Raw genomic sequence first — 16,439 nt, forward strand, 5'->3', positions numbered from 1 at the left:
TCACCCCAGGTGACCGTCGCCACCTGCCGCTGCCCGCTGCATAGTGTCCTGCCCTTGCCTCCTCCTGGCGGATACCCGATCCCTTCCTTTGGCTGCGCTAAGAGCGGACCAAACCCCCACGCGCACACTGCGGGACGGCCGCGCGCGGCGCCAGCCCCCTGCCCCCGCATGCGGGGGTTCGCGCGTAGCGGGCGTATTGCGCCGCGCATCCCGCCCCCCTGCCCCCGCATGCGGGGGTTCGCGCGTAGCGGGCGTATTGCGCCGCGCATCCCGCCCCCCTGCCCCCGCATGCGGGGGGTTCGCTTCATCCCCATTTCTCTCGGCGATTGCATGGTGCCCCTACCCCCACATGCGGGGGGTTCGCGCGCGACGATCTGCTGTCCGTTGCGCCGTCTCACCCCTGCCCCCGCATGCGGAGGAGGTTCGCGTGTAGCGGGCGTATTGCGCCGCGCATCCCGCCCCCCCTGCCCTTGCATGCGGAGGTTCGCGCGTAGCGGGCGTATTGCGCCGCGCATCCCGCCCCCTGCCCCTGCATTCGGCGGGTTTCTAGACGGACCGAACCCCCGCGCGAACCCGGCACGTCCACCGTAGGACGACCGTGCGCGACGCCGGTCTTCCCGCTCCCGCGCGGGAGAGGGGCAGGGGGTGAGGGAAAACCGGCTCATCCCAACGCCATGCATACCCTCATGTATGCTGTCCGCCCTTGAGTCTGGCGGCAACGGTCGCCTCGCATCAAACCCTGACCTCTAAATCGGGTGCAACCCCGGAAACTCCAGCCCCAGTCGCTCATCAAAGCCGCACATCAGATTCAGGCACTGCACGGCGGTTCCGGCGGCGCCTTTCATAAGGTTGTCAATCGCACAGATCGACACGATCCGTCCGGTCTCCTCGTCCACGGCGAACCCGACATCGGCATAGTTGCTGCCTGCCAGGATTTTCGGCTCCGGCATGCGGTAAACGCCCTGTTTTTCGCGCACGATGCGCACGAATGGTTCGCTGCCATACGTGGCGCGAAATGCGCGCCACAGGTCTTTCTCGCATACCGTTCCGCCGGCGAAGGCATGCGCGGTGGCGAGTGCGCCACGCACCAGTTCGACGCTGGTGATCGACAGGTGGACATGCTCGACGCCGAGTTCTTGTATCACTTCGGCGGTGTGGCGGTGACCAACAGGCGCAAATGAGCGCACTGCACCACTGCGCTCCGGGTGGTGTGACGCTTCATTCGGTTGTGCGCCTCCTTCCGAGGAGCCAACCTTCACCTCGACGATCACATCGCGTCCCGGATCGATCAAACCGGCGCGCGCCAGTGGCAGCAGCGCCAGGATGGCGGCAGTCGCGTTGCACCCGACGCCACTAACGTAACTGGCGCTGCGGATAGCGTCACGGTGGAGTTCCGGCAGCCCGTAGACGAAGCGTTCGAGCCAGTGTGGCGCAGGATGGTGCTCACCGTACCAGCGGGCATAAACGGACGGATCGCGCAGGCGAAAATCGGCGGAACAGTCGATGATCTTTGGCGCGAGTCGCGCGAAATGGTCGATAGCGCGCGCAGCGTCGCCGTGCGGAAGCGCCAGAAGCAGCACATCGCACGGCGTCAGTCGATCCTGCGAGGTGAACTGAAGTTCACGCGCTGCCGGAATGCCGCGCAGGTTCGGGTGCGCTGTCGTGATCGGTTTGCCCGCCAGTCGCTCGGAAGTCGCCTGCGCAACGACGACCTGCGGATGAAACAGGAGCAGGCGCAGCAGTTCGCCGCCGACGTATCCGCTGCCGCCAACAATCGAGACCCGCACACTCATGAGACGCTCCCCTTCCGCGCGACATCCAGGGTGTAATCAATGATGCGCGCCGGAATGTCCACACCGGTCGGCGCGATGCTGTTGCGGAACTCCATTGTATAGTTGACTTCGTTCACCAGCAGCCTGCCGTCGGGCGCTTCCAGCACATCGATGGCGACCACGCCGCCGCCGACGGCGTATGCTGCGCTGACGCACAGGTCCGCCAGCGCGGGTGTCACGGGACAAACGGTTGCCTGCCCGCCGCGCGCGGTGTTGGTGATCCAGTGGTCACTGGTGCGGTAGATGGCGCAAATACACTCATCACCAACGACGAAGGCGCGAATGTCGCGGCGGTATGGTTTGGGAATATATTCCTGAATGTAGAAGATCGAATGGTGGTACGATCCCAGAATCTGCTTGTGCTCGAGCAGCGCCTCAGCCGCTTCACGGTCATTGACCTTGGCGATCAGGCGCCCCCATGAGCCGATAGCGGGCTTGAGCACCGCCGGATAACCCAGGTCCTCAATGGCGCGCAATGCCGATTCGGGAGTGAACGCCATGCGGGTGCGCGGCGTTGGTACGCCAGCGCGAATGAGCGCCTGTGTAGTCTTGAATTTGTCGCCGCAGATGTCGGCGACATAGGCGGTATTGACCGTCGGCACGCCGGCATCGTTGAACACCTTGAGGGCATAGAGTGCGCGTGAGTGGTGGATGCTCCGTTCGAGCACGACGTCGTACTCGTAGCGACCTTCGTTCAGGTCGAAAATGACATCATCGTCGTCGATGCGTTCATAGGCAACGCCGCGTCGCTCCAGTTCGGCAAAGAGCAGTTTCTCCTCGACGCGGATGCGCGAGCAGAGGACGCCGACTCGCATAGGTCATTCCCCCCAGTCTTCTTCAACTTCCGGCGCCAGCGCCAGTTCCGGCGGATCGATACTGACGACTTCCAGTTCGGCGGCGCAGTCGGGGCATGTCAGAATTTCGCCTTCGACCGTGCCTTCGGGCAGGGTGATCTCGGCTTCGCATTCGGGACAGATGGCGCGCATGAGCGTCTCCTTTCTTACAACGTGAGCATATGGGCAATGACTGCGGCAGTCGTCTCAGATGTGGCAGCGTCGCCTCCTAAGTCGGGTGTGTGCGGTCCGACGGCGCGCACGTGGCGAACGGCGCGCCTGATGCGTTCGCTCCAGGCGCGGATGGCAGACGCAGTATCGGGCGACGCGCGGCTGGCAAGATGGTCGAGCAATAACGCAGCGCACCCGATCGCCGCAAGCGGATTGGCGATTCCTTTCCCCGCGATGTCGGGCGCGGCGCCGTGGACCGGTTCGAACAGCGCGTGTCGTTCACCCAGGTTCGCCGATGGCGCGAGACCCAACCCGCCACCCCAGGCGCAGGCGACATCCGACAGGATATCACCGAACAGGTTCGTGGTGACAATCACATCGAAGCGTTCCGGGCGCGTCGCCAGGTGCAGCGCGCAGGCATCGACGAGCATTTCGTCCGCCTGCACGTCGGGGTACGCCTGTGCGACGTCCAGAGCGATGGTGCGGAACAATCCACAGGTTTCGCGCAGAACGTTCGCCTTGTGGACAATGGTCACTCTTCCCGGCGGCGCATCGTCGGCGCGGCGCGCAGCACGACGAGCGCGCGCCAGTTCAAAGGCGACCCGCGCAATTCGTTCGCTGGCGCGCCGGGTAATCACGCGCTCGGCAATCGCAGTTGCGCCGCCATCTTCGACCCGTTCGCGCCCGGCGTACAGCCCTTCGGTATTTTCGCGCACCACCGCCAGATCGACCCGGCGCGCGCGCGGATCGCCAGGAGGCGGATCATCGAAGACCGGACGGATATTGGCGTACAGATCGAGTTCGCGGCGCAATCGCACAATCGGGCTGCGGTACCCGGCAACCGGGTAACTCGGAGACGCGACGGCGCCAAACAGCACGGCATCTGCCGCGCGCGCTGCGTCGAGCGTTTCATGCGGCAATGCGTCACCGCAGCGCTGGAAACAGTCCCACCCCGCGTCGGCTTCCACGAACTGCAACGGCAGATTGGTCGCCTGAAGCACAGCGACGGCTGCCGGAATGACCTCACGCCCGATGCCATCGCCGGGTATGACAAGAATGGTGAACGGTGGCGCACTCATACGGGCACTACTCCGGGGAAGCGGCGATGCTTGCGGTAGAACGGCACAATCCCGCCTTCGCGCCAGACCTCACGCATCCATTCGGGTGGCGGCGGCAGTTGAATTGCGCGACCGTCGGCGACGATGACGCCGGTTTCGGCGTTGAACTCCACTTCCTGCCCGTCTTCCAGTTGATCGGTCAGGTCCGCCTCGAACAGCGGAATACCCAGGTTGAGCGCGTTGCGGTAGAAAATGCGCGCGAAGAGCGGCGCGATGATCGCACCGATGCCGACCATCTTGAGCGCCAGCGGCGCATATTCGCGCGACGAACCGCACCCGAAGTTTGGACCGGCGATGATCAGGTCGCCAGGGCGCACGGTTGAAGCAAACTCGGGACGCGCCTCAATGAACGGATAGTTGCGCAATTCGTCCTCATTCTTGAGCATATACGGCGCATAGCGCCCAGGGACGATCTGATCGGTATTGATATTTGCGCCAAAACGCCAGATACGAGCCATATGATTCGTCCTTTCTTGTGCGAATTGACAGGAATGACGTCATTGCCTCACAGACGAGCCGCGTGACGGCTCTTTCTGCCTGCTGCGGAGCGGCGCGTATCTTCACGGTACGGTGCGGTTCGGCGGCAACGTCGCCGAATCGCCAACTGAACGGGAGCGCCACGCTGCCGCAAGCTTTGTGGTTCAAACAACCCACCGCCGCGCGAACCCTGCGAATACTCCTCCTATGTCAGCGCCTGCGCCAGATCGGCGATCAGGTCATCGGGATGTTCGAGTCCGACCGAAATGCGCAGCAGGTTGGGCGGCGTTGTGCTCTCCGGTCCCTCTACCGATGCGCGATGTTCGATCAGGCTCTCGACGCCGCCGAGACTGGTGGCGCGGGTAATGATCTTGACCTTCGCAGCGACTGCCATGGCTTCCGCCTCGCCGCCTTCGACTTCAATCGACAGCATGCCGCCAAAGCCGCGCATCTGCCGCGCAGCAACCGCGTGACCGGGGTGCGTTTCCAGTCCGGGATAGTGAACGCGCTCGATGCGCGGGTGCTCCGCCAGGAAACGGGCGACCTGTATCGCATTTGCGGCATGCGCGCGCACGCGATAGGGGAGCGTCTGAATGCCGCGCAGCGCCAGCCAGCAGTCGAACGGCGACGGAACGGCGCCGCCATTGATCTGAAGGAAACGCACCCGTTCGGCAAACGCATCGTTCGCGCCAAACACTACAGCCCCGCCGAGCACGTCGCTATGCCCGCCGATGTACTTCGTTGTCGCGTGCATCACGATGTCGGCGCCCAATTCCAGCGGGCGCTGCTGCACCGGCGTCGCCCATGTGTTGTCCACCGCGCAGAGTGCGCCAGCCTGACGGGCAATCTCCGCAATTGCGGCAATATCAGCGATTTTGAGCAGCGGATTCGACGGAGTCTCAATCCACACCAGGCGCGTATTCGGGCGCAACGCCGCTGCGACGTTCTGCGGGTCGCGCATATCGACGCGGCTGTATTCCAGTCCCCATGGCGCCATAATCTCGCGCAGCAGCCGCGTGATTCCGTGGTAGGCGTCGTCGGGAGCGATCACGTGATCACCGGGACGCAGCGCCTGAAAGACGCTCATGGCTGCCGCGAGACCGGAACTGAACGCCACACATGTTGCGCCGCCCTCAAGCGCCGCGAGGCAAGTTTCGAGCATTGCGCGGTTAGGGTTGCCATTGCGGGTGTAGATGTACCCGCGCGGAAAACTCCCGTCCGACGCGCGCTCGAAGGTTGTCGTCAGGTAGATCGGCGGAATGACCGCGCCCGTCGTTGGGTCGATTTCCTGACCGGCGTGAATGGATGCAGTTTCGGGATGCATAGAGTGCTCCAGGTTGTTTGTCTCCCAACGCGGAAGCGTCGGGCTGAATACACGACAAGCGTGTCGCGCCCTCACCCCGCGTCTGTGGAGGCGCCCGCTGCGGAAGCGTCGGGCTGAATACGACGGGCGTGTCGCACCCTTACCCCGCATCTGCGGAGGCGCCCGCTGCGGAAGCGTCGGGCTGAATACACGACGGGCGTGTCGCGCCCTCACCCCGCGTCTGCGGAGATTCGCGCCTTCAGCGTCGACGTTTCCGTCCGCGCGCGCTGCGCCTTGGGTCACCTCCGCGCACAGGATCATTGAGGCATCCTGATGACCGGAACCGACGATGCCACATCCTGATCTGTTGGTGCGCGGGTGAGCCAACCCCCGCTTCCCACCCCCTGTTCGCTACCTCATCACTTCTGCCGGATGGGCGATGTACCCCAGCACTGCCGTTGCTGCGGCGACTTCGGGCGACGCCAGGTAAATCTGCGCCTCCGGCGATCCCATACGCCCGCGAAAGTTGCGGTTGCCGGTGAACAGGCAGACTTCGCCGGGCGCCAGCACCCCCATGTGCCGCCCAATGCACGCGCCGCAGCCAGGGGTGCCAATCGCCGCGCCCGCTTCGAGCAACGTCGCCAGTGTCCCATCGGCAGTCGCCTGCTGCAATGCCTCACTTGACGCCGGAACGACGAGCAACCGCACCCCGCGCGCCACTTTGCGCCCCTTCAAAATGCGCGCTGCTGCCGCCATATCGTTGGCGTGCCCATTGGTGCATGTGCCGATGTAGACCACATCGACCTCAACGCGTCCGAGTTCACTCAGATCGCGCACATTGTCAACAAAGTGCGGCACGCTGATCTGCGGTTCGAGCGTATCGAGATCAACCTCGACCGTCCGGCTATAACGCGCCCCTTCCTCAACGCACAACCACGACGGCGCAATGATGCCGCGACGCGCGGCGTGTTCCTCCCAACCAGGACCGGTCGGCGGAATAATGCCCGCTTTGCCGCCGATCTCAATCGAGAGTGTAGCGAGCGTCATCCGTTCACCAACGCTCAGTTCCTCGACGCCATGCCACTCCACCGACTGATAGGTTGCGCCATCGGCGCCGATCAGGCGCGCCACGCGCAACCCCAGGTCCTTCGCACCGACGCCGGGGCGAAAGCGACCGCGCGCCAGAATGCGCACCGTTTCCGGCACACGCAGCCACGTCTGCCCGGTCGCCAGCGCCAGCGCCATATCGGTCGAACCCATGCCAGCGCCGAAGGCGCCGACCGCCCCATACGCCGTCGAGTGCGAGTCGCTGCCGAGGATCAGCATACCGGGGCGCGCCAACCCTTCTTCGACCAGCACCGGATGCGAAATGCCGCGCCCGACATCGAAGAAGTGCGTGATCTGCTGCTGCCGCACCCAGCGCCGCAGCGCGAGTTGATGTTCGGCATTCTGGATGGTCGCCGCCGGCGCCACGTGGTCCACCACCACCGCCACCCGGTCGCGGTCCCACACCTGTTCGGCGCCCAATTCCTGGTGCAGAATCTTAATGATGCTGGGCGAAATACTGTCGTGCATCATTGCCAGATCGACCCTGGCGACGATATTCTCGCCGGCGGAGACCGGTCTTCCGGCGGCGCGCGAAAGAATCTGTTCTGCAAGCGTCTGCCCCACAATTCCCTCCTGAAGCGCAAACGAAAAGCCCGCTCGCCTGGTCTGGCGAAGCGGGCGCCTGTCAACCAACCGTTGCGGGACAAGCGAGCCTAACCAGACCAGAGGGCCGGTTTTTTGCTGCGCTTGACCTGCTTGGTGATCAGGGATGGCATAGCGTGTACCATTGTTTCCTGGACTGCGCGCAGTGTACCACCGAAGCGCGCGGCTGTCAAACGACGATTATCCGGCTTGTGCCGCCCCCCCTTCCAGTTGGTAGAAAGTCCAACGGTCCTCGTTTTCTAAGCGCGCTTCACCGGCAGAACTCGCTCTAAAAATCACCAATACTGCCGGACGATTGGCGCCAGAACTTTCTCCTGCGCCACCGCCGCTCTCGGCATCGAGTGGAGGCGACCCGGCGGCTGTTATCCTCTGTGCATCCTCTGTGGCGTTTTGCGCGCCGCCGCTCTCGGCATCGAGTGGAGGCGACCCGGCGGTCTGTTGATCTCCGCGCGTTGCGCCTAACGCCTGCCTGACATAATCGGGCAATTTTCCTTCTTGGCTAGTGAACGCAAACCTCCCACAACACACCAGACAGTGCCAGGGAAACACGTGTTGAACGAAATCCTGGAGCGACTTTTTTGATGATTTGCTTTGCACGATGCTGGCGTGAAGCAGCCAGCACCCGGCGTCGATAAATGGCGCAAAGCAAGCCGGAAACTGTGAGCAGGATGAACCGGTGTTTGAAGAATTGCTCAGGCGCTGCGCGCAACCGCACTGATTCGACACCTGGCAGCCATAGCAGGCAGTCCCTGAGCCGTTTGTGAGCAACGTGCGCCATGCTTCGTCCTCATACCACTGCGCCCGATCTTCGCATTGTTGCGCCTTGTCCCACTGCCACGCCGCCTCTTCCCACTGCCCCGCCGCCGCCTTTATCCACTGCCACGCCGCCTCTTCCCACTGCCCCGCCGCCTTTATCCACTGCCACGCCGCCTCTTCCCACTGCCCCGCCGCCTTTCTCCACTGCCACGCCGCCTCTTCCCACTGCCCCGCCGCCGCCTCTTCCCACTGCCACGCCGCCTTTCTCCACTGCCACGCCGCCTCTTCCCACTGCCCCGCCGCCGCTGCCCACTGCCCCGCCGCCGCCGCTTCCCACTGCCCCGCCGCCGCCGCTGCCCGCCTCGCCTCCGCTGCCCGCTGCCACGCCGCCGCCGCTGCCCGCCACGCCGCCGCCTTTCTTCGGGTTGCCTTCGTCCATATGCACGCTGCTACCATCCACTGGAGCGCTGCCGATGTGCTATTCGATCCCCGGTTCTGCGTCGCTTGAGGGATTGCACAGTTTGCAGCTGTTTGCCACATTTCCGCGTCCCACACGTCGGCGAACAGGCAATACAGCGGGGTTTCGTTGGATTGTTTGGCATTTTTTATCAATGTTTCGGTTTGATCGCCATTTTTATAGTGGAGATAGTCAAATTCGTTGCTCTTCCAGTTCAAGATTTTCGCCTGAATGCGAAATCCTACGGCTTCTTTAGTTCGATGATCTAAAAACCACCACGCCCAATCAGCGCCACCTTCACTCTCCTGCTTGCGATTAAAGCGTATGACTATCACCCGATCCGGGTGACGGGACGCTATATCGAGCAGGTTTATGTCGGTGACAGCGTCTTCGCCAAGACGGAACTCGATTTCCCTCGCTTTGTAGAGATCGTGCCCTGTTTTGAGATTGAGGCGGATAAAGTCGCTGCACAGATAGGCAAAATTGCCGAGCGGGTTGCTGTTCGTCATGGAGGTTCTCCTGCGGCATGGCGCGTTTCGAGTGTCAGGAATCTGATCGAGACTATACACATTCGCGCCTTCACAAGTCAATAGGCAATTGGTCTCAGAAGCGAATAGTCCTGTCACCGGAGGAAGGATTACACACGCCGGCGTGTCTGTGACGTAATACCAATGACGATTGAAGATGCCGCATGCGTGTCATTCCTCGCTGCGCTCGGAATCTGAGCGGGTCGCGCACGACCCCTCGCGCTGCTCGGGGTGACCATGCCGGATGGTCACCGGTCATTGGTATAACGCGATCGCGCAGCGCGCCCCCTCAACCCTTCCCTGTGCTATAATGCACAAAGACGTATTGCGATTGCCGGAGGACAAGACGCTATGGGGCTGCGCCACATTTTGCGCATTGATAACCCGGACGAAAAGAAAATCCTGACGACCCGCTGCCACCCGGTGCGGATGCCTAATCCGTCGCTGAAGCAACTGGTCGCCGATATGTTTGAAACCATGCACGCCGCCAATGGCGTTGGTCTGGCGGCGCCGCAGATTGGCGTCACGCAGCGCCTGGCGGTCATTGCAATCCCGCCAATGATGGAAGAGCGCCCGGATGGCACGAAGGTCGAGGTCGCGCCGGAGCAGACATTTGTGCTGATCAACCCGGAGATCGTGAAAGCCAGCGATCAGGAGGACGTTGGGCTTGAAGGATGCTTGAGCCTGCCGGGGTGGTACGGCGAAGTGCCGCGCGCTGCGTGGGTCACCGTCGAGTATACTGACCTGAACGGGAGGCGGCAGCGCATCCGGCGGGCAACGGGATTGCTGGCGCGCGCATTGCAGCACGAGATCGATCACCTGGACGGCGTTCTTTTCACCGAGCGCATCCGCGATCTTTCGACCCTGAAGAGTTACAGTGAAGAAGAAGCCCCGGCGACCACCGGGTGAGGGGCGGGGCTGAGACCCGCCCCTACCGTCCCGTCCGCCTCGATCCCATCCCCGCCTCGATCCCATCCCCGCCTCGATCCCCGCCCCGATCCGCGTTCCGTTCCGATCCCCGGTCCGTTCCGGTGGGGGCGGGTCTGAGACCCGCCCCTACTACCGTCCCGTCCGCCTCGATCCCATCCCCGCCTCGATCCCATCCCCGCCTCGATCCCATCCCCGCCTCGATCCCATCTCTGTCCCAATCCCCGCCCCGATCCGCGTTCCGTTCCGATCCCCGCCCGATCCGATCCGCGTTCCGTTCCGATCCCCGCCCGATCCGATCCGATCCGCGCGGTCATCATCCTGCCATACCCGCCACTTCCTGGCGGGGGCGTGGTACAATACCGCACAGAGAGTTGCGCCGGCGAAGGCGGATCGAGAGGATGGCATGGGATTTTTCAAACGCATGTTTGGGCGCGGACAGGACGCGCCGCGCAGTGAGGAAGAAGCCAGACAGGAAGAACAGAAGATCGACCGGGCGACTGCGAAAGCACGCCACGGTCTTTTCGGTCAAATTGCCAGCCTGTTCGCCACCGACGAACCGATCACCGATGAACTATGGGACGACCTCGAAGCGCTGCTGATTCAGGCGGATGTCGGCGTCGAAACGACCATGTACCTGGTCAACCGCACGAAGGACCGCTGCAACCGCTACGGCGTCAAACGGGCGCGTGAGGCGCGCGATATGCTGAAGGCGGAGATGGTGCGCGTGTTGCAGGAACAGGAGCGGCGCCAACCGGTCAATGCGAATCCCTCTATTGTGCTGGTGGTCGGCGTCAATGGTGCAGGCAAAACGACCCTGATTGCAAAACTGGCGTATCGCCTGAAGAATCAATTCGGTAAACGCGTGCTGCTGGCGGCAGGTGACACCTTCCGCGCTGCTGCGACCGAGCAACTCGAAACCTGGGCGGAACGGGTGGGTGTGCCGGTTATTTCACGCGGTCAGGGCGCCGACCCCGGCGCTGTGGTGTACGATGCCATCGAAGCCGTTAGCGGCGGCGATTTCGATGTGTTGATCATCGACACTGCCGGGCGCCTGCATGCTAAAACGAACCTGATGCTGGAATTGCAAAAGTTGCGCAATATCATCCGGCGAAAGTTCCCCGATGCCCCGCACGAGGTGCTGCTGGTTATCGACGCCACAACCGGACAGAATGGTGTGCTTCAGGCGAAATCGTTCTTGAAAGCGGTGGATGTGACTGATGTGGCAGTAACGAAACTCGACGGCACTGCCAAGGGGGGGATTGCATTCGCCATCGCGCAGGACATCGAGCGCCCGATCCGTTATGTCGGCACTGGCGAGAAAATGACCGATCTGGCGCTCTTCGATGCGGAAACGTTCGTTGAGTCGTTGTTTGCGCAGGATTAAACCATGCTGCACCGCGATGTTGACTATGCCGCTTGAAACGACGAAGTGCCCGGTCTGCGGGCGGAAACTGGCGCTCCAGGAGTACGTGACACCCGGCACGCGCCTGGTCTGCACCGACTGCGAAAGCAATCTGTATGTTGAAGCGCGCCGTCCGCTGCGCCTGAAACCGGTGCCGGAAGAGGCGACGTACAATGCCAATGATCGCCCTGAGTCGTATGGATAAGGGCGCGCGATGGTCGTGGTGGTTCGCTCCGATGCGCATGGCGCTGATCGGCATCCTGGCCTCACTGTTCGCATCGGCGTGCATGCTCGTCTCCGGCGATCGCCTGTCTGCCGATGTGCGCCCTGATGCGGGGAATGTGACCCGCGCCTTCCTTGGCGCTGAGGGGTCGGAAGAATACGCGCTCCCCATCGGCGGCGGCGCGGCGACGCTGCGAACCATCGTCATCCTTGAGGTGCAACAGGGTGAGATGCGCCTCGAAATGCTGAATCCCGGCGGAAGCGTCGCCTTTGCCGTTCAGAGTCGCCCCGGCGATCAGGTTTCGCGGGTTGGCGCTGTTCGACTCGATGAAACCGGGACGCTGCGTTACCGCGTTATCACCCGTGGCGCGCGCGATGGCGCATATCAGATATTGTATCAGCGAGTGCGGAGTGGGAATGATCAATGACGGTCTCTCGTGAAACTGTTCTCAAACAAGCTGCCGAACGGAATGTCGAGTTTGTCAGCCTTCAGTATACCGACATCGTCGGTATGGTGAAGAATGTCACTATTCCGATATCCGAACTGCCCGATTGCCTCGATCATGGGGTCTGGTTCGACGGCTCATCGCTCGAAGGGTTCGCCCGCGTCGCCGAGAGCGATATGTATCTCGTTCCCGATCTTGAAACCTTCGCAATCATTCCGTGGGACGAAGCAGCCGGTTTTGTCACGGCGCGCATGATCTGCGATGTGCAGACGCCGGAAGGCAAACCGTTCGCCGGCGATCCGCGGTATGCGCTGCGGCGCGCGCTCGATGCCGCGCAGCGCATGGGCATGACCTTCTACGTCGGTCCAGAAGTTGAGTTTTTTCTGTTCCGCGCCGGTCCCGATGGGCGTCCGGCGCTGATCCCGCACGATGTCGCCGGGTATTTCGACGCGACGACCGATGCCGCAACGCACATCCGCCGTCGTATGGTGCGCGCGCTCAGCGCCTTCGGCATCGAGGTCGAGGCCACGCACCACGAAGGCGCGCTCGGTCAGCACGAGATCGATCTGCGACATACCGAAGGGCTGCGCGCCGCCGATCACCTGGTGACGACGCGCGCGACGCTTAAGGCAGTGGCGCAGCATCACAATCTGTATGCAACGTTCATGCCCAAGCCAATCGCCCATCTGAACGGCAATGGTCTGCATATGCACCTGAGTCTTGCCGATGCAACCAGCGGCAAGAATCTCTTTTTCGACGCCCACGACCCATACTCCATCTCAAAGCTGGCGCGCCATTTTATCGCCGGGCTGCTGGCGCACGCGCGCGGTATGATCGCCGTCCTTGCGCCGCTCGTGAATTCGTATAAGCGCCTGGTGCCCGGTTTCGAGGCGCCGGTCTATCTGATCTGGGGGCGCACCAATCGCGCACAGTTGGTGCGGGTGCCGCGCATCAGCACGAATCGCCCACAGTCGGCGCGGGTGGAGTTGCGCTGTGCCGATCCGTCGTGTAATCCGTACCTGGCGCTGGCGGTCATTCTGGCTGCCGGTCTCGACGGCATCCGGCGCGAACTGCCGCTGCCACCGCCGGTCGAAGAGGATTTATTCGAGGTCGATCTGCGCGCGCGCCAGTTCGACGTCCTGCCTTCAACGCTTGGTGTGGCGCTCGAAGAGTTGCAGCGCGACGAGGTGATCACCGAAACCCTTGGTCCGCACATTCTCGAACGCTTCGTCGAGGCGCGCGCGCGCGAATGGGAAGAGTACAGCCATTCGATCAGCCAGTGGGAACTCGACCGGTATTTGCCGACGTATTAGTGTGACAATGAAGGTCGTCATGCCGAGCGCAGCGCGTCGTCATTCCGAGCGCAGCGAGGAATCTCCTCGCGCAGCGCCACCGTCGTCATGCCGAGCGCAGCGCGTCGTCATTCCGAGCGCAGCGAGGAATCTCCTCGCGCAGCGCCACCGTCGTCATTCCGAGCGCAGCGCGTCGTCATTCCGAGCGCAGCGAGGAATCTCCTCATGACTTGAGTGTGTGAGAAGTATGGCGCCAATTGCGAAACCATCACCGGAACAGACCTATTACCAGCGCGTCGCATGGACGTGGATGCTGGCGTTCTTTGGGTTGTTCTGCGCATTGGTTGCGGTCGTCGGGTATAGCGGCTGGCGCTCCTATGAGACGGCGACGACGCCGGTTGAGGGGGCGATCCTGCGCAGCCACGTGAACGCTGGCGTTTCGATCCAGCCGCGCGGTCGCCTGGTTGCCGAGAGTATCGAACGCCTGCCGCCAGAGCGCGATCCCTGCCCCGGTGAACTCGACATTTGCGCAATCGTTGCCGAAGGAAGCGTCATTCGCACGAAAGCCGAAGCAGGGTATGGACCGGTTGCATCACTGGTTCTTGTGGATCGGACGCAGATCGACTTTTGGGCGCATCCCGATGGCGCTGAATTGGCGCTTGTCAGTTACCGCGCCACGACATGGCACAACGGGCGCCTGGACGTGACGCTGCGGCAGAATGCGGGATACCTCCGCTATGACATCGCTGCCGGTCAACCGTATGATCAGGTTGAGTATGTCGTTGAGGTCGGAGATGGGACGCGCATTCGCCTCGATCCCGGCGGAAGTTATTCTGTCAATGTGTTGAACGGATCGGCAAGACCCTTGCCGCCTCTCGCTCTTAACGGCGAGCCATTGTGGATCGAAGTCGCTACCCGTTCTGGTCGCGCGATTGTTGACCATCAGGGCGGATCGGTGGAGGTGCAACCCGGGCAACTGGCGCAGATCGATGCCGCCGGCACGCTTGCTGAACCCGGTGAAGCGCGCTGGGAGTTGATCCGCGATGGCGGGTTTGAGCAGTACCTGGCGCAGAACCAGTACGATCAGACTTCCCAGACATGGCGCAAATATGCCATTCCGAACGCCCCTGGCATGACTCCTGAAGAGCACAACGGGCGGTTTGCCGTTGTGCGCTCCTGTCGCCCGGAAACGCCCGATTTCTGCTCGCCGGACGATCAGGTCGCCATCGGGCAGTTTCGCCGCGATGGTTTGCAGACCCGTCCGTTTACCGTCGGCATCGAGCAGACGATCGATGCCGATGTGTCGGAGTTTCCGTCGCTACGCCTGACGATGTGGGTGCGAGTACTGACCCAGACGGTGCAACTCGCCGGAGTGGCTGGCTCCGAGTGCCCGATCATGGTGCGGATCACGTACAAGCCCACCAGCCCGACCGATCAGGAGTTGAGCCGCTATTTTTGCATCTATACCGGCAACGGTGAGGTGTCGAACAGTGAAGACGCCGGCGAAATCCGCTATCGGCAGGTGCCGCAGTTTCAGTGGTATCGCCTGAATGTCGAGTTGCGCGACGACTCGCTCCTGCGCCAGGCGCGCTATATCCAGAGTATTCGCATTGAAGCGCGCGGGCACGATTATCTCTCGGAAGTGACGGCAATTTCGCTGATCGGCAGGCAGTGACGGCGTGATCTACACCGGCATCGATATTGTTGCAGTAGACCGGATCCGGCGAGCAGTCGAGCGTTGGGGTGATCGCTTCATCCAGCGCATCTTTTCGACGGCTGAGACGGCGCTGTGCCACGGACGAACCGAATCGCTGGCGGCGCGCTGGGCTGCTAAGGAAGCGGTCGCCAAACTCCTCGGCGTCGGTCTGCGCGGCATCGGCGGCGCAGGCGGCGTCGCATTCCACGATATCGAGGCGCTCGCCGACGCCCACGGGCGCCCGATGGTCATCCTGCGCGGCGCAGCACAGGCGCGCGCCCGCGAGTTGGGTATCGACAGCATCCGCCTGAGCCTTTCCCACGACCACGGACTGGCAATCGCCATTGCGATCGCGCTCAGTTCACCGACACCCAGGAGGAGAATGCCGTGGTGAGCGTGCGGGGATGTAACCCTATTTCGTGCTTTATCAGCGCGCTGCTCTTTGTCCTGATCGGCGCCTGTGTTGGCGGTGTGTTCTTTGTCGTGATACGTTCTATCCGCGACTCAGATGTTGTGCAGGAAGCGCTGGTGCGCGCTGAGCGCGATCCGCAGGTGGCGGCGGCGCTCGGCGCGCCGCTTGAGGCGGGTTGGTTTCCTATGGGTTCTATAAGCACCGGTGATGGCAGCGGTAACGCCAATCTTACGCTCTCGGTCGCAGGACCGCGCGGGTCGGGCGAGATGATGATCGAAGCCGTGCACCGTGAGGGCGTGTGGCAGTATCGTCGCCTGATCGTCACCGTCGGCGGCAGACAAATCGATGTGTTGCGCGAGCAGTAGGAGATGACCGTTCCCCGTGTCGTTGGTGTACGCCGGTCAGGGGTGATACGTTCAGCCTGCGAGCGCTGCGTCAGGCGTTCCGCGCTCACCGGTTTCGCTCCCACCCATGCCCTCTCTCGCCGGAGTTTAAGGGCGGACCGAACACCCGCGCGCATCCCGGCACTCCCACCGTGGGACCATGGGACAGCCACGCGCGCGGCGCCGGTCTCCCCGATCCCGCGCGCGGGAGCGGGGCGGGAGGTGAGGGGAAAACGGCGCATCTCAACGCCATGCATGCCCGCTCTGCTCATACGGGCGATCCGCCCCTGCGCTCGCCGAAAAAAGGCGCGAACGGCTTCCCGGCGGAGGATCGCACAGGCAGACTTCTCAGCCCATCCACATCGTGTGGCGTGCAGTTCGGGCATCAGGACGCCATCATCTCCTGGTACAGGATATTGCCTCTTGATGGATTCTGGTCCCGGCTCTTCCTCGACAGGTGCTGAGTTGTGAT

At 62.8% G+C, this 16,439-nt stretch carries 16 protein-coding genes; 8 read left to right on the plus strand and 8 right to left on the minus strand.

Features of this window, described 5'->3' with window-relative positions:
* Positions 1–746: 746 nt before the first annotated feature.
* The 8 genes from argC to RCAS_RS25315 all read right to left on the minus strand — a co-directional run bounded on the left by argC (position 747) and on the right by RCAS_RS25315 (position 9,166).
* A complete protein-coding gene (gene argC, locus RCAS_RS17920; protein WP_012121941.1) occupies positions 747–1,793 on the minus strand; it encodes an N-acetyl-gamma-glutamyl-phosphate reductase in 1,047 nt (348 codons plus the stop codon).
* The gene (lysX, locus tag RCAS_RS17925) at positions 1,790–2,647 is read right to left on the minus strand and encodes a lysine biosynthesis protein LysX (RefSeq protein WP_012121942.1); all 858 of its coding nucleotides are present in this window, start codon (positions 2,645–2,647) and stop codon (positions 1,790–1,792) included. Before lysX ends, argC begins: the two co-directional genes overlap by 4 nt.
* A 3-nt stretch (positions 2,648–2,650) precedes the next feature.
* The gene (gene lysW, locus RCAS_RS17930; protein WP_012121943.1) at positions 2,651–2,818 is read right to left on the minus strand and encodes a lysine biosynthesis protein LysW; all 168 of its coding nucleotides are present in this window, start codon (positions 2,816–2,818) and stop codon (positions 2,651–2,653) included.
* A gap of 14 nt (positions 2,819–2,832) precedes the next feature.
* Positions 2,833–3,915 carry an isocitrate/isopropylmalate dehydrogenase family protein gene (locus RCAS_RS17935; protein ID WP_012121944.1) on the minus strand — a complete coding sequence of 361 codons (1,083 nt, stop codon included), beginning with the start codon at positions 3,913–3,915 and terminating at the stop codon, positions 2,833–2,835.
* Positions 3,912–4,412: a LeuD/DmdB family oxidoreductase small subunit gene (locus RCAS_RS17940; RefSeq protein WP_012121945.1), complete on the minus strand. Its 501-nt coding sequence runs from the start codon at positions 4,410–4,412 to the stop codon at positions 3,912–3,914. The genes RCAS_RS17935 and RCAS_RS17940 overlap by 4 nt, the downstream gene beginning before the upstream one ends.
* A 224-nt stretch (positions 4,413–4,636) precedes the next feature.
* Positions 4,637–5,755, minus strand: coding sequence for a trans-sulfuration enzyme family protein (locus RCAS_RS17945; RefSeq protein ID WP_012121946.1), 1,119 nt, complete (start codon positions 5,753–5,755; stop codon positions 4,637–4,639).
* A 390-nt stretch (positions 5,756–6,145) separates the two neighbouring features.
* Positions 6,146–7,405, minus strand: a complete 1,260-nt coding sequence (locus tag RCAS_RS17950; RefSeq protein WP_012121947.1) for a 3-isopropylmalate dehydratase large subunit — start codon at positions 7,403–7,405, stop codon at positions 6,146–6,148.
* 219 nt (positions 7,406–7,624) lie between these two features.
* The gene (locus RCAS_RS25315) at positions 7,625–9,166 is read right to left on the minus strand and encodes a DUF6615 family protein (protein ID WP_049768846.1); all 1,542 of its coding nucleotides are present in this window, start codon (positions 9,164–9,166) and stop codon (positions 7,625–7,627) included.
* Between the two features lie 369 nt (positions 9,167–9,535).
* Between RCAS_RS25315 and def the strand changes: the two genes are divergently transcribed.
* The 8 genes from def (at position 9,536) to RCAS_RS18000 (ending at position 15,949) form a co-directional block, all read left to right on the plus strand.
* On the plus strand, positions 9,536–10,093 hold the full coding sequence (def, locus tag RCAS_RS17965) for a peptide deformylase (RefSeq protein ID WP_012121948.1): 558 nt from the start codon (positions 9,536–9,538) through the stop codon (positions 10,091–10,093).
* A 424-nt stretch (positions 10,094–10,517) separates the two neighbouring features.
* A complete protein-coding gene (gene ftsY / locus RCAS_RS17970) occupies positions 10,518–11,498 on the plus strand; it encodes a signal recognition particle-docking protein FtsY (RefSeq protein ID WP_012121949.1) in 981 nt (326 codons plus the stop codon).
* Between the two features lie 25 nt (positions 11,499–11,523).
* Complete coding sequence (locus RCAS_RS17975) at positions 11,524–11,721, plus strand: hypothetical protein (protein ID WP_041332126.1); 198 nt, start codon at positions 11,524–11,526, stop codon at positions 11,719–11,721.
* Positions 11,690–12,166 carry a hypothetical protein gene (locus RCAS_RS17980; RefSeq protein ID WP_232280058.1) on the plus strand — a complete coding sequence of 159 codons (477 nt, stop codon included), beginning with the start codon at positions 11,690–11,692 and terminating at the stop codon, positions 12,164–12,166. Before RCAS_RS17975 ends, RCAS_RS17980 begins: the two co-directional genes overlap by 32 nt.
* Entirely contained in the window at positions 12,163–13,497 is a 1,335-nt protein-coding gene (glnA, locus tag RCAS_RS17985) for a type I glutamate--ammonia ligase (protein WP_012121952.1), read from the plus strand. Before RCAS_RS17980 ends, glnA begins: the two co-directional genes overlap by 4 nt.
* Positions 13,498–13,723: 226 nt before the next feature.
* Positions 13,724–15,151, plus strand: coding sequence for a hypothetical protein (locus RCAS_RS17990; RefSeq protein ID WP_012121953.1), 1,428 nt, complete (start codon positions 13,724–13,726; stop codon positions 15,149–15,151).
* A gap of 4 nt (positions 15,152–15,155) precedes the next feature.
* Entirely contained in the window at positions 15,156–15,566 is a 411-nt protein-coding gene (acpS, locus tag RCAS_RS17995; protein ID WP_012121954.1) for a holo-ACP synthase, read from the plus strand.
* Positions 15,560–15,949 carry a cytochrome c oxidase assembly factor Coa1 family protein gene (locus RCAS_RS18000; RefSeq protein ID WP_012121955.1) on the plus strand — a complete coding sequence of 130 codons (390 nt, stop codon included), beginning with the start codon at positions 15,560–15,562 and terminating at the stop codon, positions 15,947–15,949. Before acpS ends, RCAS_RS18000 begins: the two co-directional genes overlap by 7 nt.
* Positions 15,950–16,439: the final 490 nt, after the last annotated feature.

This window comes from Roseiflexus castenholzii DSM 13941 (genome assembly GCF_000017805.1).
Taxonomy (GTDB): Bacteria; Chloroflexota; Chloroflexia; order Chloroflexales; family Roseiflexaceae; genus Roseiflexus; species Roseiflexus castenholzii.

Excerpts from the sequence above, each read along its gene's own strand:
- argC (WP_012121941.1), bottom strand. The coding sequence starts at position 1,793 with ATGAGTGTGCGGGTCTCGATTGTTGGCGGCAGCGGATACGTCGGCGGC.
- lysX (WP_012121942.1), bottom strand. The coding sequence starts at position 2,647 with ATGCGAGTCGGCGTCCTCTGCTCGCGCATCCGCGTCGAGGAGAAACTG.
- lysW (WP_012121943.1), bottom strand. The coding sequence starts at position 2,818 with ATGCGCGCCATCTGTCCCGAATGCGAAGCCGAGATCACCCTGCCCGAA.
- RCAS_RS17935 (WP_012121944.1), bottom strand. The coding sequence starts at position 3,915 with ATGAGTGCGCCACCGTTCACCATTCTTGTCATACCCGGCGATGGCATC.
- RCAS_RS17940 (WP_012121945.1), bottom strand. The coding sequence starts at position 4,412 with ATGGCTCGTATCTGGCGTTTTGGCGCAAATATCAATACCGATCAGATC.
- RCAS_RS17945 (WP_012121946.1), bottom strand. The coding sequence starts at position 5,755 with ATGCATCCCGAAACTGCATCCATTCACGCCGGTCAGGAAATCGACCCA.
- RCAS_RS25315 (WP_049768846.1), bottom strand. The coding sequence starts at position 9,166 with ATGACGAACAGCAACCCGCTCGGCAATTTTGCCTATCTGTGCAGCGAC.
- def (WP_012121948.1), top strand. The coding sequence starts at position 9,536 with ATGGGGCTGCGCCACATTTTGCGCATTGATAACCCGGACGAAAAGAAA.
- ftsY (WP_012121949.1), top strand. The coding sequence starts at position 10,518 with ATGGGATTTTTCAAACGCATGTTTGGGCGCGGACAGGACGCGCCGCGC.
- RCAS_RS17975 (WP_041332126.1), top strand. The coding sequence starts at position 11,524 with ATGCCGCTTGAAACGACGAAGTGCCCGGTCTGCGGGCGGAAACTGGCG.
- RCAS_RS17980 (WP_232280058.1), top strand. The coding sequence starts at position 11,690 with ATGCCAATGATCGCCCTGAGTCGTATGGATAAGGGCGCGCGATGGTCG.
- glnA (WP_012121952.1), top strand. The coding sequence starts at position 12,163 with ATGACGGTCTCTCGTGAAACTGTTCTCAAACAAGCTGCCGAACGGAAT.
- RCAS_RS17990 (WP_012121953.1), top strand. The coding sequence starts at position 13,724 with ATGGCGCCAATTGCGAAACCATCACCGGAACAGACCTATTACCAGCGC.